Consider the following 23222-nt stretch of genomic DNA (forward strand, 5'->3'; position numbering starts at 1 on the left):
GAACAAATAGCTACCGGAGGTCTGCCATGGCACCCCGTCCCACCCCCGCCGACAAATTCTCCTTCGGCCTCTGGACGGTGGGCTGGCAGGCCCGCGACCCGTTCGGCGACGCCACCCGCGGTGAGCTGGACGCCGTCGAGGCCGTGCACAAGCTCGCCGAGCTGGGCGCGTACGGGATCACCTTCCACGACGACGACCTGATCCCGTTCGGCGCGGACTCCGCCGCCCGCGACGCCCAGATCGCCCGGTTCCGCAAGGCCCTCGACGAGACCGGCCTGGTCGTGCCGATGGTCACCACCAACCTGTTCACCCACCCGGTGTTCAAGGACGGCGGCTTCACCAGCAACGACCGCGACGTGCGGCGGTACGCGCTGCGCAAGGTGCTGCGCAACATCGACCTCGCCGCCGAGCTCGGTGCCAAGACGTACGTCATGTGGGGCGGCCGGGAGGGCTCCGAGTACGACCTGGCCAAGGACATCCGCGCGGCGCTGGACCGCTACCGCGAGGGCGTCGACCTGCTCTGCGAGTACGTCGTCGACCGCGGCTACGACCTGCGCTTCGCCATCGAGCCGAAGCCGAACGAGCCGCGCGGCGACATCCTGCTGCCCACCGTCGGCCACGCGCTGGCGTTCATCTCCACCCTGGCCCGCCCCGAGATGGTCGGCCTCAACCCCGAGGTCGGCCACGAGCAGATGGCCGGGCTCAACTACGCCCACGGCATCGCCCAGGCGCTCTGGCAGGGCAAGCTGTTCCACCTCGACCTCAACGGCCAGCGCGGCATCAAGTACGACCAGGACCTGGTCTTCGGCCACGGCGACCTGATGAACGCGTTCGCCCTGGTGGACCTGCTGGAGAACGGCGGCCCCGACGGCGGGCCGGCCTACGATGGCCCCCGCCACTTCGACTACAAGCCCTCGCGCACCGAGGACTTCACCGGCGTGTGGGCCTCGGCCGAGGCGAACATGCGCACCTACCTGCTGCTCAAGGAGCGGGCCGCGGCGTTCCGGGCCGACCCGGAGGTGGCCGAGGCCCTCGCCGCGAGCCGCGTCGGCGACCTGGCCATCCCGACCGTCGCCGACGGCGAGGGCTACGCCGGGCTGCTGGCCGACCGCTCCGCCTTCGAGGAGTACGACGTCGACGCCGCCGCCGCGCGGGGCTTCCACTTCGTCCGGCTCAACCAGCTGGCCGTCGAGCACCTGCTCGGCGCTCGCTGAGGCCGCCGCCATGCCCCTGGTCGCCGGGTTCGACTCGTCCACCCAGTCCTGCAAGCTGGTGATCCGCGACGCGGAGACCGGGGCGCTGGTGCGCTCCGGCCGCGCCGCCCACCCCGACGGCACCGAGGTCGACCCGGCGGCCTGGTGGGCGGCGCTGGAGGCCGCCGTGGCGCAGGCCGGCGGCCTGGCCGACGTCGCCGCCGTCTCCGTCGCCGGTCAGCAGCACGGCATGGTCTGCCTCGACGCGTCGGGCGAGGTGGTCCGCCCGGCGCTGCTGTGGAACGACACCCGCTCCGCCGGTGCCGCCGCCGACCTGATCGAGGAGGCCGGCGGCGGCGAGGCCGGCGGGCGGTTCTGGGCCGACGCCGTCGGTGTCGTCCCGGTGGCCAGCTTCACCGCCACCAAGCTGCGCTGGCTGGCCCGGCACGAGCCGGCCAACGCCGACCGGGTCGCCGCCGTCTGCCTGCCGCATGACTGGCTGACCTGGCGGCTGGCCGGCGCGCCCGGCCTGGACGCGCTGCGCACCGACCGCAGCGACGCCAGCGGCACCGGCTACTGGTCGCCGGCCACCGGCGAATACCGGTTCGACCTGCTCGAACGCGCCTTCGGCCGGCGGCTGGAGGTGCCCGTCGTGCTCGGGCCGACCCAGACCGCCGGGGCCCTCGACCCGGCGGCGCTCGCCGCCGGCGGGGGGCCCGGCGGGGCGCTGCTCGGGCCGGGGGCCGGCGACAACGCCGCCGCCGCGTTCGGCGTCGGGGCCCGCCCCGGCGACGTGGTCGTCTCCATCGGCACCTCCGGCACCGTGTTCAGCGTCGCCGACGCGCCGACGGCCGACCCGACCGGCACCGTCGCCGGGTTCGCCGACGTGACCGGCCGCTATCTCCCCCTGGTCTGCACGCTCAACGCGGCCCGGGTGCTCGACGCGGCGGCCACCATGCTCGGGGTCGACCTCGACACCCTGTCCGACCTTGCCCTGTCCGCCCCGCCCGGCGCGGACGGCCTGGTGATGGTCCCCTACCTGGAGGGGGAGCGGACCCCGAACCGGCCGTCGGCCACCGGGTCGGTGCACGGGCTCACCCTGCGCACCTCCACCCCGGCGCACCTGGCCCGCGCCGCGGTCGAGGGGATGCTCTGCGCGCTCGCCGACGGCCTCGACGCGCTGACCGCGCAGGGCTGCCGGGCCGAGCGGGTGATCCTGGTCGGCGGCGGGGCCCGGTCGGCGGCGGTGCGCCGCATCGCGCCGCAGGTCTTCGGCCGCCCGGTGGTCGTGCCGCCGCCGGGGGAGTACGTGGCCGACGGGGCCGCCCGCCAGGCGGCCTGGCTGGCCCTGGGCGGGCAGGCCGCGCCCGACTGGTCGCCGGCCGGCACCCAAGAGTACGCGGCCGACGGCGTCGCGGCCGTCCGCGAACGGTACGCGGCGGCCCGCGACCGGGTGCTCGACCGCCCCGCCTGACGGGGGCCGACCCGGCAGCGGGCATGCTGGGTCGGTGACGGGTCGGTCGGTGGTACGGCGGCGGGGCTGGGGCGGCGGCGCGGCGCACCGGTCGTACAGCGTGCTGGTGTTCGTGCTGCTCGCCTCGCTGGACAACGTGGCGATCGGCCTCGTCCCGCCGCTGTACGGCCCGATCTCCGGCTCGCTCGGCGTGTCCCAGCGCCTGCTCGGGCTGGTCACCGCCGTCAGCTTCCTGGTCAGCGCGGTCGCCGCCGTCGGTTGGGCGTACGTCGGCGACCGCACCGACCGCAAGCCGCTGCTGATGGTCGGCACCCTGGTCTGGGCGGCCGGCACCGGCGGCAGCGCGCTGGCGCAGGGCTACCCGGCGTTCCTGGCCGCCCAACTCGTCGCGGCGGTCGGCCTCGGCGCGGTCGGTTCGGTCGGCTTCTCCGTGGTCACCGACCTCATCTCGCCGCGCCGCCGGGGGCTGGTGATGAGCTTCTGGGGGCTGTCCCAGGGCGTCGGCACCCTGGCCGGGACGCTCGTCGGCGGCCTGCTCGGGGCCGCCGACTGGCGGCGGCCGTTCTGGCTGCTCACCGTGGTCGGGCTGGCGGCGACGGCGGCGTACCTGTTCACGTACGACATCCGGCGCGGGCAGAGCGAGCCGGAGCTTGCCGGAGCGCTGGCCGGCGGCGCGGAGTACGACTACCGGATCACCCGCGCCGACCTGCCGGGCATCCTGGCCCGGCGGACGAACCGCTGGCTGGTCCTGCAGGGGCTGACCGCCCAGGCGGCCTTCGGGTCGCTGGTCTGGCTGCCGGTGCTGTTCGCCCAGCGGGCGCAGGCCCAGGGCTACTCGGCGGCGACGGCCGTCGTGGTCGGCAGCGTCTTCGCCACCCTGTTCCAGCTCGGCGGGGTGCTTTCCATCGTCGGCGGCCTGGTGGGCGACGCCGTGCAGCGGCGTACCCCCCGGGGCCGGGCGCTGGTCGCGGCGGTGGGCATCCTCGCGGCCCTGCCGTTCTACCTGGTCCTGTTCTTCGTGCCGCTGCGCATCGACGTGCCCGATGGCGGTTCCACCGGCGCGGTGGTCGGCGCGGTGCTGGCCAGCGTCGTCACCGAGCCGACGGTCGGGCTGAGCCTGCTCACCGCCGTCTTCGCGCTGGCGCTGACGTCGGCGAACTCGCCGAACTGGTTCGCCCTCATCGCCGACGTCAACCCGCCCGAGCACCGGGGCACCGTCTACAGCCTCGGCAACCTGGTCAACGGGGTCGGCCGGGCGGCCGGCAACGGGCTGGTCGGGGTGGCCTTCCACGCGCTGCGGGCGGCGTTCCCGCCGCCGCTGAACTACGCCGTCGGGCTGGCCGTGTTCCAGCTCTTCTTCGTGCCGACGGGCGTCATGTACTGGTTGGCATCCCGCACCTCGCCCCGCGACATCGACGCCGTGCGGACCCTGCTGCACGAGCGCGCCGAACGCCTGTAGGACGCGGTCGCGGCGGGCTCCCGGCGCGTGCGCCTTCAGTCGCGACGGGCTCCCGGCTAGGGATCCTCCGCCGCATAGGGAGCTGATGTCGTAGATGACTCACGGGGCCCGTGCAGCCCCGGCTGCGACCACCCGCTACGCCCCTGCCCTTGTCCGCCCGCTGTGCGCGTGCTGCCCTGTCAGTCCCGCCCGTCTGCTGTGCGCGTTGCCCTGCCCGTCTGCTGCCCTGCCGGTTCTGTCCGCCTGCTGCGCGCGTGCTGCCCTGTCAGTCCCGCCCGTCTGCTGCCGCACGCTGGCCTGCCCCGCTGCGCCCATCCGTTGCTCCTGCCCCGGTCGCCCCGCCTGCCGCGCGTCCCCGCCCCGCCCCGCCTCACCGGTCGGCGGGGCGGGGCGGAACGGGGGTGAGTCATCTACGACATCAGCTCCCTATGCGGCGGCAGAGCCCCTGAGCACCCGCCGGATCGCCCCGCGACACCGGCGGAGCACCCGGTGCGCGGCAGGCCAGGCCGGGCGCGGCCAAGGCGCGCAGCCGGGCGGGGCCGGGCGGGGCCGGGCCAGGCATGGCGGGGCCGGGCCAGGCATGGCGGGGCCAGGCGGGGCGGGGGCGGCGGGGATCAGGCGGGGCGGAACCAGACGGTGACGTCCTGCCCGACGGTGCCGTCGTCGGGCAGCGGGGCGCTGGCGTGCAGCACCTGCGCCCCGGCCGGCACCGGCACCGGCATCGCGCCGAAGTTCGTCAGCACGGTGACGTCGCCGTTGCGGAAGCTCACCACCTCGTCGCCCGAGGCCAGCCAGTAGAGGCTGCCCCGGCCGAGCCCGTGCTCGCGGCGCAGCCGCAGCGCGGTGCGGTACAGCTCGTACGTCGAGCCGGGCACGTCGAGCTGCCGGTCGAGCGCGTACTCGGCCCACGACGGCGGCTGGGGCAGCCAACTCGCGTCGGTCGGCCCGAAGCCGTACGACGGGGCGTCGGCCTCCCACGGGATCGGCACCCGGCAGCCGTCCCGGCCGCGCTCGGTGTGCCCGCTGCGCTCCCAGGTCGGGTCCTGCCGCACCTCGTCGGGGAGCGTCATGTGCTCCGGCAGGCCCAGCTCCTCGCCCTGGTAGAGGTAGGCCGAGCCGGGCAGGGCCAGCATCAGCAGGGTGGCCGCCCGGGCCCGGCGCAGGCCCAGCGCGGCGTCGGGCTGCGGGTCGCCGATGCCGATGCCGTTCGGGCGGGGGGTGCCGACGGGCAGGCCGAGGCGGGAGGCGTGCCGGACCACGTCGTGATTGGACAGCACCCACGTGGTGGGCGCGCCGACGGCGTCGGTGGCCTCCAGCGAGCGGGTGATCACCGCGTACTGGGCGGGTGCGGTCCAGGACGCGGTGAGGTACTCGAAGTTGAACGCCTGGTGCATCTCGTCGGGCCGCACGTAGCGGGCCAGCCGCTCGGCCGGCTCCACCCACGCCTCGGCGACCAGGATCCGCTGGCCGTCGTACGAGTCGAGCAGGCGACGCCAGTCCCGGTAGACCTCGTGGACGCCGTCCTGGTCCCACATCGGCGGGCGGGGCTTGTCGACCTCGCTCCCGGAGAGGATCTCCTGCGGCTCCTGCCAGTTCGCCAGGTCGGCCTGCTTGATCAGGCCGTGCGCCACGTCCACCCGGAAGCCGTCGACGCCCCGGTCGAGCCAGAACCGCAGCACGTCGAGGAACTCGGCGCGGACCTCCGGGTTGTCCCAGTTCAGGTCGGGCTGCCCGGGGTCGAACAGGTGCAGGTACCACTGGCCGGGCCGGCCGTCGGGCTCGGTGACCCGGGTCCACGCGGGGCCGCCGAAGACGCTGGTCCAGTCGTTGGGCGGCTGGTCGCCGTCGGGCCCGAGGCCGTCGCGGAAGACGTACCGGGCGCGCTCGGGGCTGCCCGGGGCGGCGGCGAGGGCCGCGGTGAACCAGCGGTGCGCCGACGACGTGTGGTTGGGCACGAGGTCGACGATGACCCGCAGCCGGCGGGCGTGCGCCTCGGCGATCAGCCGGTCGGCGTCGGCGAGCCGCCCGAACAGCGGGTCCACGTCGCGGTAGTCGGCCACGTCGTACCCGGCGTCGGCCTGTGGCGACGGGTAGAACGGCGACAGCCAGACCGCGTCCACGCCCAGCTCGACGAAGTGGTCGAGGCGGGCGGTGATGCCCGGCAGGTCGCCGATGCCGTCACCGTTCGCGTCGGCGAACGAGCGCGGGTAGATCTGGTAGATCACTGCCTCGGTCCACCAGTCGGTGGTGGGGCCGGTGGACTGCTGCTGTGGGGTCGCGTCGGTGTTCAGGGCCTTCTCCCGTGTGTCGAAGCCGTCCCGGTCATGGTTCCCCGGTGGCACGCGGACGAACCCGTCCAGTCTGCCCGGTGCCGGGCGGACGGCCCGCCTTCAGTCCGCCCGGGGCGGGGCGGTCGAGTCGCGTACCACGAGGCGGGTGGGCAGGACCAGCGGCGCGGCGGACGGCCCGGCCGGGCCGACCCCGCGAGGGCCGGGCACGAGCGGCCCGGGCACGAGCGGCCCGGCCGGTGGCGGGAGGTCCCGGCCGCCGAGCGGGTCGAGCAGGATGCGGGCCGCGAGCCGGCCCTGCTCCGCCGCCGGCTGGGCGATCGTGCTCAGCCCGAGCACCCCGGACAGGTCGTGGTCGTCGATGCCGATGACGCTGACGTCCTGCGGGACCCGCAGGCCCGCGTCGCGCAGCGCGCTCATCGCGCCCATGGCCATCTCGTCGCAGGCGGCGAAGATGGCGGTCGGTGGCTCGCCCCGGGCGAGCAGCTCGATCGTGGCCTGCTCGCCGCCGTCGATGGTGAACTGCGACTCGACGTCCAGGCACGGGTCGGGCTCGATGCCGGCGGAGCGCAGCGCCTCCTGGTAGCCCCGGCGCCGGTCCAGGTGGGTGGTGAAGGCCAGCTCGTCGTCCGGGTCGCCGGAGATGTGCGCGATCCGGCGGTGGCCCAGGTCGAGCAGGTGTCGGGTGGCGGTCCGCGCGGCGGCCACGTCGTCGATGCGTACGCAGGGCCAGCCGGGCACCCCGCTGCCGGAGCTGATGGTCACGCCGGGCAGGTCCAGCACGGTGAGCGCGGCCAGCTCGGCCCGGCGCAGCGGGGTGGCGACCAGCATCACGGCGTCCACCCGCTTGTGCAGGTTGGCGGTGCCCAGCACCCGCTGGCGGGTGCGTTCCCGGCCGCCGAGGTTGTAGAGCAGCAGGTCGTAGCCGGACTCGTGCAGGGTCTCCTCGACGGCCTCGACCACGGTGCCGAAGAACCAGCGGGTGATCCGGGGGACGATCACGGCCACGGTGGCGGTCCGCCCGCCGGCGAGCCGCGACGCGCTCGGCGAGACCGCGTACTGGAGCTGCTCGGCGGCGGCGAGGACCCGGCGGCGGGTGGCCGCGGAGACCGTCGGCAGGCCGCGCAGGGCCCGCGAGACGGTGGCGGTGGAGACCCCGGCCAGGCGGGCGACATCATCGATCTTGGTCATGGATTCCCGCTCCGGCCCGGACCGCCGCCGCCCGGGGGACGCGGGCGGCGGCGGTCGCGAGTCAGCCCTTGACGCTGCCGGCGAGCAGGCCGCGCACGAAGTATCGCTGGAGCGACAGGAACACGATCAGCGGTACGACGATCGAGACGAACGCGCCCGAGGTCAGCCGCTGCCACTCGTTGCCCCGGCTGCCGGCCATCTCGGCCAGCCGCACGGTCAGCGGGGCGGTCTCGCTGCTGCCCCCGGCGAAGATCAGCGCGACCAGCAGGTCGTTCCAGACCCAGAGGAACTGGAAGATGCCGAAGGCCGCGAGGGCCGGGGTGATCAGCGGCAGGACGATGGTGCGGAAGATCTTGGGGTGGGTCGCCCCGTCGACCCGGGCCGCCTCCATCAGGTCCTTGGGGAGCTGCGCGATGAAGTTGTGCAGCAGGAAGACGGCGAACGGCAGCGCGAAGCAGGTGTGTGCGAACCACACCTGCGCGAACTTCTGCTCGTCGACCAGGTCCCAGGCGGGCATGAGGGTCACCCCGCCGAGGGTCACGCCGGTGGAGAAGAACTTCAGCAGCGGCACCAGCGCCATCTGGAGCGGGACGATCTGCAACGCGAAGATCGCGATGTACGCCCAGTCCCGGCCCCGGAAGTTGATCCACGCCAGCGCGTACGCCGCCAGCGACGCGAACGCGATCGGGAACAGCACCGAGGGGATGGTGATCGCCAGCGAGTTGATGAAGTAGTTGGCCAACTGCCCCGACGACGAGGAGCGCCCGAACAGCACCTCCTGGTAGTTCTCCAGGGTGAACTGCGGGTTGGTGAAGAACGTCCACCAGCCCGTGGTCTTGATCTCGTTCTCCGGCCGGAACGAGGAGACGAACAGGCCGAAGGTGGGGATCGTCCAGAACACCGCGATGACGATCGAGATCAGCGTCGCCGTGCGGCTGTTGAGCCGCTTGCGGACCCGGCCGGCGGTGGTGGTGGTCTTCCCGGTGGCCTGTGCCCCGGCGGGGAGCGTGGGCGTCGTGGTGGTCATCTCAGCCCTCCCGCTGCTGACGCAGGTTGCGGATCTGGTAGATCACGAGCGGGATCACCAGGACGAAGAGGAAGACCGCCAGCGCCGAGCCCTGCCCGTTCTGGCCGTACCGGAACGCCTGGTTGTACATCTCGTTCGCGATGACGCTGGTGTCGTAGTTGCCGTTGGTCGCGGTCCGGACGATGTCGAAGACCTTCAGCGTGGCGATCGACAGCGTCACGACCACGACGATCAGCGCCGGGCGGATGCTCGGCATGGTGATCTGCCAGAACATCTGCCACGGGGTGACCCCGTCGAGCCGGGCGGCCTCGACGATGTCGGCCGGGATGGCCTTGATCGCCGCGGAGAGCACCACCATGGCGAAGCCGGCCTGGATCCAGACCATGATCACGATCAGCAGCAGGGTGTTCAGCGGCGATTCCAGCAGCCACTGCTTGGGCTCACCGCCGAGGCTCACCACGATCTGGTTGAGCAGGCCGATCTGGTCCTGCCCCTCTCCGCGGTAGGCGTAGACGAACTTCCAGATGATCGCCGCGCCGACGAACGAGATCGCCATCGGCATGAAGATCAGGGACTTGGCCACCGACTCGAACCGGGCCTTGTCCACCATGACCGCGTAGAGCAGCCCGAAAGCGGTGGCCACCAGCGGCACCAGCAGCACCCACACGAGCGTGTTGATCAGCACCCGGATGATCGAGCTGTCGGAGAACATCCAGGCGTAGTTGTCGAGTCCCACCCAGTTGCGGCTGCCGCCGTCCATGAACGACAGCAACGTGGTGCGGATGGCCGGGACGACCAGGCCGATCATGAGCAGCAGCACCGCTGGCAGCAGGAAGAAGAACGCGAACATGCCCTCGCGCGGCTTGCGGCGCCGGGGCAGTGGAGCCCCGTTCGCCGCGGCGGCGATCAGCTGTGCCTCGTGGCGTCGGGCGAAGTAGGACGGCACGGCGTCGAGGAGCAGCAGCAGGCCCCCGACGACCACGGCGAACGCGATCAGCCCGTACAACAACATGAGGAGCTTCGGCTGCACGTCGGCGAAGTCGAACTCCATCAACCCTCCTTCGGGGTTTCGGCTCGGCCGGTGGGCCGGCCCGTGTCGACGGACCGGCCCACCGCCTCAGATCACTTCGGCCAGCTGCTCTCGATGCTCTGGAGCACGGTCGCGGTGTCCTTGCCGTTGATCCAGTCGATCATGCCCTTCCAGAACGTCCCCGTGCCGACGGCGGCCGGCATCAGGTCCGAACCGTCGAACCGGAAGACGCTCTTCTGGTCCTGCAGGATCTGCACGGAGAGCTTGTCCACCGGGTTCGGCACGTTGGCCAGGTCGAGCTGCTTGTTGGCCGACACCCAGTCGCCGATCTTGGCGCGGCTGTTGGCGTACTCACCGGAGGCCAGGTACGTCTGCACGGCCTGGACCTCGGGACGGTCGGCGAAGGCCGCGACGAACTCGCCGCCGCCCAGCACCGGCTTGCCCTTGGCCGGGTCGATGGCCGGGAAGTAGAACGCGAAGACGTCGCCGTCCTCGGCCACCTTGGTGCCCTGCGGCCACTGGTTGGCGTAGAAGGACGCCTGCCGGTGCAGGGCGCACTTGCCGGTGGTGATCGGCGTGCCCGCCTCCTGGAAGGAGGTGGTGGAGATGCTCTTCACGCCGCCGAAGCCGCCGTTGACGTACTTCTCGTTCTTGAGGATGGTGCCGGCCTTGTCCACGGCCTCGGCGACCTTCGGGTCGTTGAACGGGATGCCGTGGGTGGTCCACTGGTCGTAGACCTCGGGGGTCTGCGTCCGCAGCATCATGTCCTCGACCCAGTCGGTGGCCGGCCAGCCGGTCGCGTCCTGCGACTCGATGCCCGCGCACCACGGCTTGGTGCCGCTCGCCGCGATCTTGTCGCTCAGGGCGATCAGCTCGTCCCAGGTGGTGGGGACGGTCCAGCCCTTCTCCTTGAAGGTCTTCGGCGAGTACCACACGAAGGACTTCACGTTGGAGCCGAGCGGGGCGCCGTAGAACTGGCCGTTGACGGTCCCGTACTTCAGCCAGTCGGCCGAGTAGTTCTGCTCGGCCATCGCCTTGGTGTCGGCGCTGGCCGCCTTGAGCTTGCCGGCGTCGGCGAACCGCTTGACCAGACCCGGCTGCGGGATGAAGGCGAGGTCGGGCGCGTTGCCGCCGTCGACCCGGACACCGAGCTGGGCCTCGAACTCACCGCTGCCCTCGTGGTCGATCTCGATGCCGGTGCAGTCCTCGAACTGCTTCCAGGACTCGTCGAGGCGGTCGGCCTCGATGTCCCGGATCGACGAGTAGATCGTGACCTTCTTGCCGTCGTTGCCCTGGTACTTCTCGTAAGCCGCACACTCCGCGGAGTCCGCCTTGTCGCTGCTCTTGTCGTCGCCGGTGCCACAGGCAGTGACGCTGAGCGCCAGCCCCAGTACGCCGGCGACCGCGAGAGCCTGGCGTGGTCTGGCAAAGACCGCCATGCCGTTCTCCTTCCTTGCCGGCGCGGTCGCGTTCAACCGGCGCCGGTCCGATGGGCGTCACCACATGTAAGCGCTTGCATTGGAGCGCGTCCACCCCCCATCGGACACGGACGAGTAACAATCCCGAAACCAGCTCACCCCTAGTGGGCACGCTCCCACCGATAGGGGGGTTCCACCCTCCGTGACCCCTTTCGGTCGATGCAGGAATCTGTCACGCTGAAGGCAATCGATTGAAGTTTATCGACATCGGAGGTGCTGGATGCGTAAGCGGTGGTACAGCCTCGCGGCGGTCGGCGCACTGATCGCGGCGACCCTGGTGCCGGCGACCCCGGCCATGGCCGCCCCGACCTTCAAGGTCCCCTTCCCCTGCGGCCAGTCCTGGTCCGGCCAGACCCGCTCCGACCACAGCCCGGCGTACGCCGTCGACTTCAACCGCACCGACGACCAGGGCGACCCCGTGGTGGCCAGTGCCCCCGGCACCGTCGACCGGGTGACCGACCTCGGCGGCACCAGCTACGGCAAGTACGTCCGCATCGACCACGGCGGCGGCTACACCACCTACTACGCCCACCTCAACGGCTTCAACGTCTCCGTCGGCCAGAGCGTCGGCTACGGCAAGGTCATCGGCTGGGTCGGCAGCACCGGCGGCTCCACCGGCCCGCACCTGCACTACGAGCAGCGGCTCAACGGCAACGACATCCAGGTCCGGTTCAACGGCAACCTGGCGCTGTACTGGGGCACCAAGACGTACACCAGCGACAACAACTGCTCGTCGAGCACCGGCTCCGGCACGGTCGACACCAGCGGCACCCCGCTGACCGTCCGCTCCGGCCCGGGCACCGGGTACTCCTCGGTCGGCACGGTCGCGGACGGGACGAAGGTGACGATCCACTGCCAGACCAGCGGCACCACGGTCACCGGCACGTACGGCACCAGCTCGATCTGGGACCGGATCGGCAGCGGCCGGTACATCGCCGACGCGTACGTCTACACCGGTTACGACGGCTACATCCCGAACGTCCCGCGCTGCTGACCCGCCGCGCGGGTCAGGAGGGGCCCCCTGTGCAACAGAAAGCGTGGAGAGGGGGCCCTTCCTTGCACCTCAGTTGAGCTGCCAGATGGAGAGGTTGAGGGCGGCGGCGAAGGTGACCCACGCCCAGTAGGGGAGCAGCAGCGCCGCCGCCAGCCGGGAGACCCGCGCGAACAGCACCACGGTCACCCCGATGGCCAGCCACATCAGCACGATCTCGGCGAACGCCAGGCCGTACCGGCCGGCGCCGAAGAACAGCGGGGTCCAGATCGCGTTCAGCACGAGCTGGGCCGTCCAGGCGTACAGCGCCGGACCGAAGCCGACCCGCCGCCACACCAGCCACCCGGCGATCGCGATCAGCGCGTAGAGGAACGTCCAGACCGGGCCGAAGACCCAGGACGGGGGCGCCCAGTCCGGCTGGTTCAGGCTCGCGTACTCCTCGGAGGTGCCCCGCACGCCGAGCCCGCCGATCGCGGCGGCGACCGTCACGGCCGCGCCGAAGCCGAGCAGCGCCCACCACTTCCGCCCCCCGGTCCTGCGCCGGAGGCTGTCCGAAACTGTCATGTGCAGCAGGTGCCCGGCGGCCGGCGCGGGCAAACCCCGGACGGCATGGCGCCGGGGTCGTCCTGCCCGGTGGCCCCTGTCTGGGAGGACGAGGCTCCGGTCACGACGACCCCGGCGGGTCGGTGGTGGATACGACGAAGTCGGGGAATCAAGTGTTGAAGATGCTGACCCCGCCCGGGCCGACCAACAGCCCGACCACGATGAGGACGATGCCCCACAGGATCTGCCGGCGGAACAGCGCGAGAATGCCGGCGACCACGAGTACGACTGCGAGAATCCAGAGAATCAGCTCCATGGTTGCTGAGTACCCGATTGACCGATCCGGGAAACCTCCCCGGCGTCCAGGTGATCTCCCAGGTGGAAGATGCTGTACGCCTGCTTGATCACCGGGTGGGCCACGTTGCGCACCCGCACCCCGCCCGGGGTGGTGCCCCGCTCGCTGCCGGCGTGCGCGTGCCCGTGCAGGGCCAGCGCGGTGGGGGCCGAGTCGATGGCCTGCCCGAGCTGGTACGACCCGAGGAACGGGTAGATCTCCAGCGGCTCGCCGGCCAGCGTGTCGGGCACGGGGGAGTAGTGGGTCAGCGCCACCAGCAGGTCGCAGTCCAGCCCCCGTAGGGCCGCGCCCAGCGCCTCCGCGCTCTCGTTCGTGGTGCGGACGAACGCCTTCATCTCCGGCTCGCCGAAGTCGCTGGCGCACCGGCCGGCGAAGCCGCCGCCGAAGCCCTTCACCCCGGCCACGCCGAGTCGCCCGGCGGGGAACTCCAGCACGATCCCCTCGCCCTCCAGCACCCGGATGCCCGCCTCCTCCAGCACCTTGACCACCTGCGGCACCTGGTCGCACTGGTGGTCGTGGTTGCCGAGCACCGTCACCACCGGCACGCCCAGCCCGCCGAACTCCCGGGCCACGCAGCGCGCCTCGGCCTCGGTGCCGTGCCGGGTCAGGTCGCCGGCGAGCAGCAGCACGTCGGCGCAGTCGGGCAACTCGTCCAGGGCGGGCCGGAACCGGCCCACCACGTCCTCGTCCAGGTGCACGTCGCCCACGGCGGCGATCCGGATCACCTTCCGACCTCCCTCACGGCAGCTGTTCGACCTGCGTGGGCGCCTGCGTGCGGATCACCCCGATGTCGCTGGTGACCGGCACGTCGGGGAAGCGCTCGGCGACCCGGCGCAGGATCTCCTCGCGCCGGTGCGGGCTCTCCACCTCGCCGTAGAGGACCAGGCCGCGCTCCCGGCGGACCACGGTGATCCCCTGCTCGGCGACGGCCGGGTCCTCGGCCAGCAGCCGGTGGATCTCGGCCTCCACGTACTCGTCGGGCGGGCCGGCGGTGACGGCGGGCGTCCCGGCGGCGCTGTCACGGTGCTCGCTCACGCGGTCTCCTTCTCCTCGGTGGCGCCGGCGTACGGCACCACGTCCAACCGGTCGAGCAGCACCAGGAACGCCTCGGCGTACGGCGAGTGCTGCGTCTCCTTGCGTACCCGTTCCCAGTCGATCTGTTCGCGCAGTGACCGGGCCAGCGGCAGCGCCCGGGCGAAGTCGCAGTAGTGCTGGGAGAAGCTGAGCAGCTTGTGCACCATGAGCAGGGACGCGGACAGCACGGGCATGTGGATCGCGTCGACCGGGCGGTCGATCGTGTCGGCGAACGTCTCCTCGGTGACCGGGGTCTCGATCGGGCGGTGGATCAGATCCACCATCCGGCCGTCGTCGTAGACCTTCACCAGCCAGTCCTCGGGCGGGCGCTCGGCGTCGAAGCCCGCCTCGACCAGCGCCTCCAGGGCCCGGTCCACGTCCTCGCCCCGGATCAGGAAGTCGACGTCGTGCTCGCTGGAGTGCCCGCCGTGGGCGTACACCGCGAAGCTGCCGCCGAGGGCGAACGGGATCTCGGACTGTTTGAGCACGGCGGCGACCTTCTTCAGCGTGTGCACCAGGGTCTCGTCCCCGCGCTCGGCCATGTGGCTCTCCCGTCGGTCGTGTCGTGGACAGGCGGATTCGATTTGCGTACCCGGCATTTCGTTCGCCCACACCTGAGCCTCGCCGCTCGGGGCGCGAACCGGCTGCAAAGGGACGAAACGCCGGAGGTGAGCGCGGGTCCGATAGTCTGGTGAAGGTGGCCAGATCACTGCGGGACCGGCGGGGCGGGGCCCGACTGCGCGCCGTCGCCCTGATCGGCATCGACGGGTCGGGCAAGACCACCCAGGCCCACCACCTCGCCGAGGCGCTGACCGCCGCCGGCCGCCCCGCCACCTACCACCGCAACGCCGGCGGCCGTCGCTGGCTCGGCCGCGTCGCCCAGCGGCTCGGCCGCCCCGACGCCGAGCGGCTGGTCGGCCGGCGCGGCCTGCTCGCCGTCGAGTCCGTGCTGCGCTGGCTGGCGATCGCGGCGGCGCTGCTGAGCTGCCTCGTCACCGGCCGGACGGCCGTCATGGACCGCTACTCCGCCTGCCAGTACGCCAGCATCCGCGCGCACGGCGGGCAGCGCTGGGAGCGGCTGGCCCGCGCCGGCTACCGCCTCTTCCCGCCGCCGCAGGTCACCTTCCTGCTCGCGGTCGACCCGGCCGAGGCGTACCAGCGGATCGAGCGGCGCGGCACCGACCACGAGACGATGGGCTGGCTGACCGCCGCCGACACGGCGTACCGCACGCTGCCCGAGTTCCCCAGCTTCGTGGTCGTCGACGCCGGCCGCCCGCCCGAGGAGGTGTCCCGGCAGATCCGGGCCCACCTGGCCGCCTGGCTGCCGGCCCAGGGTGCCGCGCCCGCCGAGGCCGCCGCCCCGGCCGCTCCGCCGCCGGCCGAGCCCGCTCCGGCCGCACCGACCGGCACGCCCGGCCCGGTGGCGCGCCCCGTCGACGACGCCGGCCGAGGGCCGGGGCTGCTCGTGGCGGGTCAGGCCTGACCGTAGGCCGGCCGGCCCACCCCGGGTGCCCCACCGAAGGGTGCCGCCGCCCGGACGGTGGGTCGCCGCCCCCGTCCAGCACGGGGCAGGGCCCCTCCGGGGGAGGTGTCGAGCGCTGCGTGGATGACAGTCTTTCCGCAACACTCGTGAACGTCCGGAGTACTTTTTTCCCGATACGTGGAGACATGGTTGACGCTCGCGCCCGGTGAAAGTAAGTTTCATCCGTGGCGAAGAGTCCGAAGATTTCTGCGAGTCACGAGCCGGGTGGGTTGATCGTCCACATCAGCGGCCTGCTCCCCTCGCTGTCGCCCGCCGAGCAGCGGGTGGCCCGGCTGGTGGTCTCCGACCCGGCGGACGCCGCCCGGCGCACCATCACCGACCTCGCCACCGCCGCCGAGACATCCGAGGCGACCGTCATCCGGTTCTGCCGCTCGGTCGGGATGGACGGCTACCCGCAGCTGCGCATCCGGCTCGCCGCCGAGGCCGCCCGCCGGGTCGAGCCGCCGGACGCCCGGGTCGTCGGCGGCGACATCCCGCCCGGCGCCGACCTGGCCCAGATCATCGCCACCATCGCGTTCAACGACGCCCGGGCCGTGGAGGAGACGGCAGAGCAGCTCGACCCGGCCGTCTGCGAGCAGGTCGTCGAGGCGATCGTCGGCGCGGGGCGGATCGAGGTCTACGGCGCGGGCGCCAGCGGCTTCGTCGCCTCGGACTTCCAGCAGAAGCTGCACCGCATCGGCCGCATGGCGTTCTACTTCCCCGACGTGCACACCGCCCTCACCTCGGCCGCGCTGCTCGCCAAGGGCGACGTGGCCGTGGGCATCTCGCACAGCGGCACCACCGCCGACGTGATCGAGGTGCTGGAGCAGGCCCGCGCCCGGGGGGCCAGCACGGTGGCGCTGACCAACTTCCCCCGCTCGCCGATCACCGACGTCGCCGACTTCGTGCTCACCACGGCGGCCCGCGAGACGACGTACCGCTCGGGTGCGATGGCCAGCCGGCTGGCCCAGCTCACCGTGGTCGACTGCCTCTTCGTCGGGGTGGCCGCCCGCAACCGCGCGCGGGCCCGGCGGGCGCTGGAGGTCACCGCCGACGCGGTGCGGACCCGGCGGGTCGGCCCCGGCCGGAGGCGGGGATGACGGCCGGGCGCGTCGAGCCCGGGGAGGTCGCGGCGGTCCCCGCCCGCCCGGTGGTCCGGGTGGGTGCGCCCACCGAGCGGCGCAACCCGCGCAGCGTCGACCTCGATTTGATGTCCACCCGGGACGTGCTCACCGTGATCAACGAGGCGGACCGGCGGGTGCCGGCCGCCGTCGCGGCGGTCCTCGACGAGATCGCCGCCACCGTCGACCTCGCGGTCGCCGCGCTGCGCGGCGGGCACCGGGTGCACTACTTCGGCGCCGGGACCTCCGGCCGCCTCGGGGTGCTGGACGCCGCCGAGCTGGCACCCACCTTCAACTCGCCCCGGCACTGGTTCTGCGCCCACCTCGCGGGCGGCCCGGACGCGATGTGGCGGGCCGTCGAGGACGCCGAGGACGACCACCGGGGCGGGTCGGCCGAGGCGGCCGACTGCGTCGGCGCGGGCGACCTCGTCGTCGGGCTGGCGGCCAGCGGACGCACCCCGTACGTTCTCGGGGCGCTCGCCGCGTCCCGGGCCCAGGGGGCCTCGACGGTGCTGCTCTGCGCCAACCCGGAGGCCGAGGCCGCCGGGTCGGTCGACGTCTTCATCGGGGTCGACACCGGCCCCGAGGTGGTGACCGGCTCGACCCGGATGAAGGCGGGCACGGCGCAGAAGCTGGTGCTCAACACGTTCTCCACGGCCGTCATGGTGCGGCTGGGGCGGGTCTACTCGAACCTCATGATCGACATGGTGGCCACCAACGCCAAGCTGCGTGGCCGGATGATCTCGATCCTGATGGAGGCCACCGGCTGCGCCGAGGAGGTCTGCCGGCGGGCCCTGCACGAGGCCGACGGTGACCTCAAGACCGCCCTGGTGTCGCTCGTCTCCGGCGCCGAGGTCCCCGCCGCCCGGGCCGCCCTGGCCCGCGCCGCCGACCAGGTCAGGGGCGCGCTCGACCTGCTCGCCTCCTGAGCGTCTGCGGCACCACCGGTGCGGGGCCGTGACGGTGGTCACCAAGCGCCGACGGTGGGACTTACCACACGCCACGGATTGTTCAACCGGGGCGAGGGTATTCCGTATCCGTGAATGAACCGACCGGTCCGCCGCCGCGTATCAGCCGGTGACCAGGATCGCAGTACGGCGGTGACGCGGGTCGCTGTGCGCCCCGGGGTGGCGATGGTGCCATGCCAGAGGCGGACGCGTTCCGTCGATCCGCCGACCCGTCGGTGGCGCCAACGGCGAGCCACTTTTCGGGGTGCTGACAGCAAACATGGACCGGGCTCTCAGCTACTACTCAGGCATTCGTGACACTTTCGACTCACGACATGGAATCCCCGACGCGTCTCAACTGTTGTGCAGGTGTCAGGTCAGCACCGGAGGGCACAGCGGAAGTTACGGGGGAGGGCTGATGGACGTGGGGATGGCAAGGAACCGGGCAACCGGCGCGAGCGAGGGGACCGTGGGCAACGTGGACAAGAACATCGGCATGCGAACCGACGAGGTGGCCGAGGAGCGCGACCTGGTCGGAGTCTACCTTCACGAGATCTCCCGGACGCCACTGCTGGACGCCGCCACCGAGGTCGACCTCTCCAAGTCGATCGAGGCCGGGCTGTACGCCGAGCACCTGCTCGAGACGGACAGCGTTCCCGCCGGTGTCGCCCGGGACGACCTGGAGCGGGTGGTCGCCGAGGGGGAGCGGGCGAAGGACCTCTTCATCCGCGCCAACCTGCGGCTGGTCGTCTCCATCGCCCGGCGCTACGTGCGCTCGGGCATGCCCATGCTCGACCTGATCCAGGAGGGCAACACCGGCCTGGTCCGGGCGGTCGAGAAGTTCGACTACGAGCGCGGGTTCAAGTTCTCCACCTACGCGACCTGGTGGATCCGCCAGGCGATCAGCCGGGCGATCGCCCAGCAGGAGCGCACCGTGCGGCTCCCGGTGCACCTGGTCGAGGACGTCAACCGGATGCGCAACGTCGCCCGGCAGCTCACCCGCGAGCTGGGCAGCGACCCGGAGCCGGAGCAGATCGCGGCGGCCCTCGGCGTCACCGTCGAGCGGGTCAACGAGCTGGTGCGCTGGTCGCAGGACACCGTGTCGCTCGACACGCCGGTCGGCGACGACGGCGACACCAACCTCGGCGACCTGGTCGCCGACAGCGACGCCCCGTCGCCGGAGGACATCGTCCTCACCGGCCTGGAGCGGCAGCGCATCGAGGGCCTGCTCAACCACCTCGACGACCGGTCGGCCGGCATCATGCGGGCCCGCTACGGCCTGGAGGACGGGCGGGAGCACTCGCTGACCGAGGTCGCGTCGCGGTTCTCGTTGTCGCGGGAGCGGATCCGGCAGCTGGAGATCCAGGCGCTGGGCCGGCTGCGCGAGCTGGCCCGGGCGGAGGGGCTGCAGGCCGCCTGAGCTGGTAGTAATGACGGCGAACGGCCGGCGTCCGATAGGGGGACGCCGGCCGTTCGCCGTCGCGCGGGAGCCGGTCAGCGGACCCGGCCGTACCCGTAGGGCGGCATCAGGTCGACGTCGCGCTTCTCCACGTGCCGGCCGAAGGTCGGCGCGTGGATCACCTGGCCGTCGCCGACGTAGAGGGCCACGTGGCCCAGGCTGTTGTAGAAGACGAGGTCGCCCGGGCGCAGCTCGCTGCGGCTGATGTGGCTGACCACGCCCCACTGCATCCGCGTGTTGTGCGGCAGGGACTTGCCGGCCGCCCGCCAGGCGGCGGAGGTGAGGCCGGAGCAGTCGTACCCGTTCGGGCCGTCGGCGGCCCAGACGTAGGGCTTGCCGAGCGCCCCGTACGCGTACCGCACGGCCGCGCCGGCCCGGCCCGAGACGGCCGGGGCCTTCTCGCCGGACTTCCCGCCCGAGCGCGCCTTCGACGGGGTCGGCTCGGTGGCCCGCCCGTACGCCTGCCGGCGCATCTCGTACAGCTCGGCGAGGTCCTTCTCGATCCGCTTGCGGCTGGCGGTGAGCTGCTTCGCCTGCGCGGCCTGCTTCGCGAGCGTCGCGTCCAGCCGCCCCTTCTGGTCGAGCAGCCGGCGCTGGTTCTCGGTGTAGCCGGCGATCCGCTGCTGGCGCTGCCGGCTGAGCTGGTCGAGGGTGTCGAGGCGGTCCAGCAGGGTGCTCGGCCCGCCCGGGCTCAGCAGCGCGTTGGCGGTGTCCAACCGGCCCGACTTGTACGCGGTGACGGCGATCGTGCCGACGTCCGCCCGGCTCTGCGCGGTCTGCGCCTCCAGCGGCCCGATCCGGGCCGCGAGCTTCGCCGCAGTGGCCTTGTTCGCCTTGATGTCCTCGTTGAGCTTGTTGTAGGACTCGACGACCCGTTCCAGCTCGGTCGAGGAATTCTCGATCCGCCGCGTCAGCTCGGCGGGGGTCGGCTCGGCCCGAGCCACCGACGCCGGGGCGATCAGCGTGGCCACGAGGCCGGCCGTCACCAGTGCGCGCAGCGAATTTCTGAGGGACGACAAGAGCGGAGGGCTCCTCTCCCACCAGCCGGCACGACGTCGCGGACGCCGCGTCGGCACCGGCCCGGGGCTGTCCTGGTGGACGGCGGTCGACCGGTCCGGCCTGATCAACCTAGCGCGGGACGGAAGTTACCCGCAGGTGAAGCAGGGACGAAAGTGGCGAAAGGGGACCTACTCAGCCGGCCACCGGCTCCACGGCCGGGGCGGGCCGCGGGGCGAGCCAGTCGCTGACCCGACGCTCGGCGTAGAAGGACACGAACGGGACGGTGCCGGCGAGCATCACCAGCAGCATCCGCTTCAACGGCCAGTCCGCCCGGCGGGACAGGTCGAACGTCGCGGCCAGGTAGACCATGTAGAGCCAGCCGTGCGCGGTGCCGACGACCGCCACCACGGCCGGCTCGTCGAACCCGTACTTCAGGGGCATGCCGACCAGGACCAGCACGACCAGCGCCACGCCTACGATCCAGGCGATCACGCGGTACCGGGTAAGGGCTCCGCCCACCTTCGTCCGTCCTTCCGAAACCGGCCTGCGCCGGATAGTCGCGAACCGGCGTCAGCCGGGATAGTCACCGGGTCGGGCGCCCGGGTTGGCGTTCAACCATGCCAGGTAGCGGTTGTAGGCGGCCAGGTCGGCGTCGTCCGCGCCGTCGACCGGCGTGGCCGGCGCGCGGGACACCCGCACCGGCCGGCGTACCACCGTGGGGGTGGCGGACGGCGTGGCCGCCGCGACCCGGTCGGCCTGGGCCGGCTCCGCCGTCGCCGGCTCCGCCGGCTCGTCGCCGGGGGCCGACCGCAGCGCGTGCCGCAGCTCACGCCACCAGACGAAGAGCACGAACGCGGCGAAGACCGGCCACTCGACCGCGTACCCCCAGCTCAGCGCATTGCCCCCGGCGGCCCGGGTGATCTGCCACCAGCCCAGCCCGAGGAAGCCGACGACCAGCACGACCATGGCCACGTGGCGGGCGATCCACGCCGGTGTCCAGAGCCGCTTCATGGCATCGAGGGTACCGGTCGACGGCGTCGTCTCCGACGCGGCGTCGTAGTGCCGGTGGTTTGCCGGGGGCGCGGGTGGGCATCCGTCTAGACGCCAGCCCAGACGAGACGAGGGGGGCGACATGACCGAATCAGCCTGGCGGACGACCACCGGCCCGGCCGAGGCCAGCCCGGAGCAGCGGATGCCCGAATGGGACGGGGACCACCTGCGCGACCCGGGCACCGACGAGGAGCCCGGCATCGACCCGGCCGAGCTCGCCGACGACGACCTGATCCGCGAGATGCACAGCCTGCACCGCACCCGCCTCGACACCCTGCGGCACGCGTCGGACTCGGCGCTCGCCAACCACCTGCGCCGCACGGCGGAGCTGGAGACCGAGTACCTGGCCCGGCACCCGGGGCGGGAGATCGACCCGGCCAGGCTGCGGGACGAGTGATGACCGCACGCGCCCAGCGCGGCATGTCCGCGCCGCCGGAGGTGGTGTTCAGCACGGCGACCGACCCGGATCGCGCCGCGGCCTGGCTGCCCGAGCCGCTGCGGTCCGACGGCGACAGCCGCCCCGAGGTCGACGCGGGGGACCTGCGGGCCTGGTGGCGCAGCGACTCCGCGCCCGGCTGGTCGGCCGAGATCCGGGTCGAGCCGGCCGACGCCGGGGGCGCGCGGGTGCGCCTCGACCTCGCCGGCGCGGCCGGTGGGGCGGAGGCCGGGCTCGCCGACGAGACCCTGGCCAACCTCGCCCGCGAGGTGGCCGACAACCTGACCGCCGGTTGACCGGCCGGCGGCGGGCCCCTCGCGGGGCCGCGACGCGCAGACGATGAGGAGACCGGGTTGAGCGAGAGCAGCCTGAAGCAGAAGGTGGCGCGACTGCGCCAGGCGTACGCGCCGCACGAGCACCGCCCGCTGGGCGGCTACCTCGCGGCGATGGGCACGTACGCGGGCGTGGCCGCCACGATCGCGGGCCTGGTGCGGGCGACCGGCCGCCCCGTGCCCGACCGGCCCGCCACCGCCGACGTGGTGCTGCTCGCCATCGCCACCCACAAGCTCAGCCGGCTGCTGTCCAAGGACGCGGTGACCAGCCCGCTGCGCGCCCCGTTCACCCGCTACGACCACCCGATCGGCAGCGGCGAGGTGATGGAGCAGGTCCGCGACTCGGGCAGCCCCACCCGGCACGCCATCGGCGAGCTGCTGAGCTGCCCGTTCTGCCTGGCCGTCTGGGTGGCCACCGGGCTCACCGGCGGGCTCGTCCTGGCCCCCCGGCTGACCCGGCTGGTGGCCACCGCCCTGACCGCGGTCGCGGCCTCCGACTTCCTCCAGATGGGCTACGCCGTGGCCCAGCAGGCGGCCGAGGGCGGCCACCACAAGGACTGATCCCCTGTCGTACGCCCGAAGGGAGGGGCCCTCGCCGGCCCCCTCCCTTCGCGTTCGCGTCTGCCGCGGCCTGCGCCTCGCCTCAGCGCTGCATGCCGGACCAGCCGTGCGGCGACTCCGGCTCGCGCTCGTCCTCGTCCTCGCCGGTGATCACGTCCGCGTCGACGGCCGTCCGGTCGTGTTCGTTGGCGAAGTCCGGCTCGGGCGTGCTGTCCAGGCCCTCCGGCGGCTGGCCGAGCGCCTCGATGTGCTCGTGGTGCTGCTCCTGGCGATCGGTCATCTGGCTGTCCTCTCGGTTGCGTGGCCGGGGCGTCAGGGTGCCGAACCGCCCAGCAGGTCGGCCGCCTCGTCCACGGCGTACTCGCCCTGGGGGAGGGCGGCGATCCGGGTGAGCAGCGACGCGGGAAGCTCGGCGGCGACGGCCCGGCGGTAGATGTCCGCCTGGCTGATCCGCTCCTGGCCGCGGTAGACGTCGTCGAGCAACTCGTCGAGCTGCCGGGTGTCCGGCTCCCCGACCGGGCCGGCGTCGCTCACGGGGGCCGCCGTCACGGGTGCTTCGTCGGTCACAGCTTCGTCGGTCACGACGATCAGCTACCCGGGGCGGAAACGACCAAACCCGGGAGGGGCGAGCGCGCACAGGGTGTCGGGTCGCGTCGGGCCGGGCCGGGCGGTCGCGCGCCGGGCGGTCGCGC

26 protein-coding genes are annotated in these 23222 nt (G+C 72.9%); 11 read left to right on the forward strand and 15 right to left on the reverse strand.

Features of this window, described 5'->3' with window-relative positions:
- Positions 1–26: 26 nt before the first annotated feature.
- From xylA to TK50_RS20920, 3 genes are read left to right on the forward strand one after another with little or no spacing between them, the layout of a single operon-like run.
- The gene (gene xylA, locus TK50_RS20910; RefSeq protein WP_043966141.1) at positions 27–1214 is read left to right on the forward strand and encodes a xylose isomerase; all 1188 of its coding nucleotides are present in this window, start codon (positions 27–29) and stop codon (positions 1212–1214) included.
- A 10-nt stretch (positions 1215–1224) separates the two neighbouring features.
- Positions 1225–2667, forward strand: coding sequence for a xylulokinase (xylB, locus tag TK50_RS20915; protein ID WP_043966143.1), 1443 nt, complete (start codon positions 1225–1227; stop codon positions 2665–2667).
- A 34-nt stretch (positions 2668–2701) separates the two neighbouring features.
- Positions 2702–4126 (forward strand): MFS transporter, encoded by a 1425-nt coding sequence (locus TK50_RS20920; protein WP_229406679.1) that lies wholly within the window; start codon positions 2702–2704, stop codon positions 4124–4126.
- 614 nt (positions 4127–4740) lie between these two features.
- Here TK50_RS20920 and TK50_RS20925 read toward each other — a convergent pair.
- The 5 genes from TK50_RS20925 to TK50_RS20945 form a co-directional block, all read right to left on the reverse strand.
- Positions 4741–6417, reverse strand: a complete 1677-nt coding sequence (locus tag TK50_RS20925; protein WP_043966618.1) for a glycoside hydrolase family 13 protein — start codon at positions 6415–6417, stop codon at positions 4741–4743.
- 99 nt (positions 6418–6516) lie between these two features.
- Complete coding sequence (locus TK50_RS20930; RefSeq protein WP_043966145.1) at positions 6517–7605, reverse strand: LacI family DNA-binding transcriptional regulator; 1089 nt, start codon at positions 7603–7605, stop codon at positions 6517–6519.
- A gap of 61 nt (positions 7606–7666) precedes the next feature.
- Positions 7667–8632 (reverse strand): carbohydrate ABC transporter permease, encoded by a 966-nt coding sequence (locus TK50_RS20935; RefSeq protein WP_043966147.1) that lies wholly within the window; start codon positions 8630–8632, stop codon positions 7667–7669.
- Between the two features lies 1 nt (position 8633).
- Positions 8634–9683 carry a carbohydrate ABC transporter permease gene (locus TK50_RS20940; protein WP_043966149.1) on the reverse strand — a complete coding sequence of 350 codons (1050 nt, stop codon included), beginning with the start codon at positions 9681–9683 and terminating at the stop codon, positions 8634–8636.
- A 71-nt stretch (positions 9684–9754) separates the two neighbouring features.
- The gene (locus tag TK50_RS20945) at positions 9755–11101 is read right to left on the reverse strand and encodes an ABC transporter substrate-binding protein (RefSeq protein WP_043966151.1); all 1347 of its coding nucleotides are present in this window, start codon (positions 11099–11101) and stop codon (positions 9755–9757) included.
- A gap of 259 nt (positions 11102–11360) precedes the next feature.
- On the opposite strand from TK50_RS20945, the gene TK50_RS20950 reads away from it, so the two are divergent.
- Entirely contained in the window at positions 11361–12134 is a 774-nt protein-coding gene (locus TK50_RS20950) for a M23 family metallopeptidase (RefSeq protein ID WP_043966153.1), read from the forward strand.
- Positions 12135–12203: 69 nt separating this feature from the next.
- On the opposite strand, the gene TK50_RS20955 is transcribed toward TK50_RS20950, so the two are convergent.
- From TK50_RS20955 to TK50_RS20970, 5 genes are all read right to left on the reverse strand, one after another.
- Positions 12204–12695: a TspO/MBR family protein gene (locus TK50_RS20955; RefSeq protein WP_043966620.1), complete on the reverse strand. Its 492-nt coding sequence runs from the start codon at positions 12693–12695 to the stop codon at positions 12204–12206.
- Positions 12696–12843: 148 nt separating this feature from the next.
- Entirely contained in the window at positions 12844–12990 is a 147-nt protein-coding gene (locus TK50_RS34500) for a GPGG-motif small membrane protein (protein ID WP_013288160.1), read from the reverse strand.
- Positions 12981–13754, reverse strand: coding sequence for a metallophosphoesterase family protein (locus TK50_RS20960; RefSeq protein WP_043966154.1), 774 nt, complete (start codon positions 13752–13754; stop codon positions 12981–12983). The genes TK50_RS34500 and TK50_RS20960 overlap by 10 nt, the downstream gene beginning before the upstream one ends.
- 13 nt (positions 13755–13767) lie before the next feature.
- A complete protein-coding gene (locus TK50_RS20965) occupies positions 13768–14064 on the reverse strand; it encodes a hypothetical protein (RefSeq protein ID WP_043966155.1) in 297 nt (98 codons plus the stop codon).
- Positions 14061–14702, reverse strand: a complete 642-nt coding sequence (locus TK50_RS20970; RefSeq protein WP_255700247.1) for a nucleotidyltransferase family protein — start codon at positions 14700–14702, stop codon at positions 14061–14063. Before TK50_RS20970 ends, TK50_RS20965 begins: the two co-directional genes overlap by 4 nt.
- Positions 14703–14800: 98 nt before the next feature.
- Between TK50_RS20970 and TK50_RS20975 the strand changes: the two genes are divergently transcribed.
- The 4 genes from TK50_RS20975 (at position 14801) to TK50_RS20990 (ending at position 19113) form a co-directional block, all read left to right on the forward strand.
- The gene (locus TK50_RS20975) at positions 14801–15586 is read left to right on the forward strand and encodes a dTMP kinase (protein WP_043966622.1); all 786 of its coding nucleotides are present in this window, start codon (positions 14801–14803) and stop codon (positions 15584–15586) included.
- Between the two features lie 224 nt (positions 15587–15810).
- Complete coding sequence (locus tag TK50_RS20980) at positions 15811–16725, forward strand: MurR/RpiR family transcriptional regulator (protein ID WP_043966157.1); 915 nt, start codon at positions 15811–15813, stop codon at positions 16723–16725.
- Positions 16722–17675, forward strand: a complete 954-nt coding sequence (murQ, locus tag TK50_RS20985) for an N-acetylmuramic acid 6-phosphate etherase (protein ID WP_043966159.1) — start codon at positions 16722–16724, stop codon at positions 17673–17675. The genes TK50_RS20980 and murQ overlap by 4 nt, the downstream gene beginning before the upstream one ends.
- 448 nt (positions 17676–18123) lie before the next feature.
- Positions 18124–19113 carry a sigma-70 family RNA polymerase sigma factor gene (locus tag TK50_RS20990; protein ID WP_199486118.1) on the forward strand — a complete coding sequence of 330 codons (990 nt, stop codon included), beginning with the start codon at positions 18124–18126 and terminating at the stop codon, positions 19111–19113.
- Positions 19114–19187: 74 nt separating this feature from the next.
- On the opposite strand, the gene TK50_RS20995 is transcribed toward TK50_RS20990, so the two are convergent.
- From TK50_RS20995 to TK50_RS21005, 3 genes are all read right to left on the reverse strand, one after another.
- Complete coding sequence (locus tag TK50_RS20995; protein WP_043966163.1) at positions 19188–20171, reverse strand: C40 family peptidase; 984 nt, start codon at positions 20169–20171, stop codon at positions 19188–19190.
- A 172-nt stretch (positions 20172–20343) separates the two neighbouring features.
- Positions 20344–20670: a DUF3817 domain-containing protein gene (locus TK50_RS21000; RefSeq protein WP_043966165.1), complete on the reverse strand. Its 327-nt coding sequence runs from the start codon at positions 20668–20670 to the stop codon at positions 20344–20346.
- 51 nt (positions 20671–20721) lie between these two features.
- Positions 20722–21162, reverse strand: coding sequence for a hypothetical protein (locus TK50_RS21005; RefSeq protein WP_043966168.1), 441 nt, complete (start codon positions 21160–21162; stop codon positions 20722–20724).
- A gap of 121 nt (positions 21163–21283) precedes the next feature.
- Here TK50_RS21005 and TK50_RS21010 point away from each other — a divergent pair, with 121 nt between their 5' ends.
- Genes TK50_RS21010 through TK50_RS21020 form a run of 3 tightly spaced genes read left to right on the forward strand, consistent with a single transcriptional unit; the run spans position 21284 to position 22530 of the window.
- On the forward strand, positions 21284–21598 hold the full coding sequence (locus TK50_RS21010) for a DUF6158 family protein (protein WP_043966170.1): 315 nt from the start codon (positions 21284–21286) through the stop codon (positions 21596–21598).
- Positions 21598–21933, forward strand: coding sequence for a hypothetical protein (locus TK50_RS21015; RefSeq protein ID WP_043966172.1), 336 nt, complete (start codon positions 21598–21600; stop codon positions 21931–21933). Before TK50_RS21010 ends, TK50_RS21015 begins: the two co-directional genes overlap by 1 nt.
- 57 nt (positions 21934–21990) lie before the next feature.
- Positions 21991–22530, forward strand: coding sequence for a DUF1360 domain-containing protein (locus tag TK50_RS21020; RefSeq protein WP_043966174.1), 540 nt, complete (start codon positions 21991–21993; stop codon positions 22528–22530).
- Positions 22531–22612: 82 nt separating this feature from the next.
- Here the strand turns inward: TK50_RS21020 and TK50_RS21025 are convergent, their stop codons facing one another.
- Positions 22613–22810, reverse strand: coding sequence for a hypothetical protein (locus TK50_RS21025; protein WP_043966176.1), 198 nt, complete (start codon positions 22808–22810; stop codon positions 22613–22615).
- Between the two features lie 32 nt (positions 22811–22842).
- On the reverse strand, positions 22843–23097 hold the full coding sequence (locus TK50_RS21030; RefSeq protein ID WP_043966178.1) for a hypothetical protein: 255 nt from the start codon (positions 23095–23097) through the stop codon (positions 22843–22845).
- Positions 23098–23222 lie beyond the last annotated feature (125 nt).

This window comes from Micromonospora haikouensis (genome assembly GCF_000876225.1).
Taxonomy (GTDB): domain Bacteria; phylum Actinomycetota; class Actinomycetes; order Mycobacteriales; family Micromonosporaceae; genus Micromonospora; species Micromonospora haikouensis.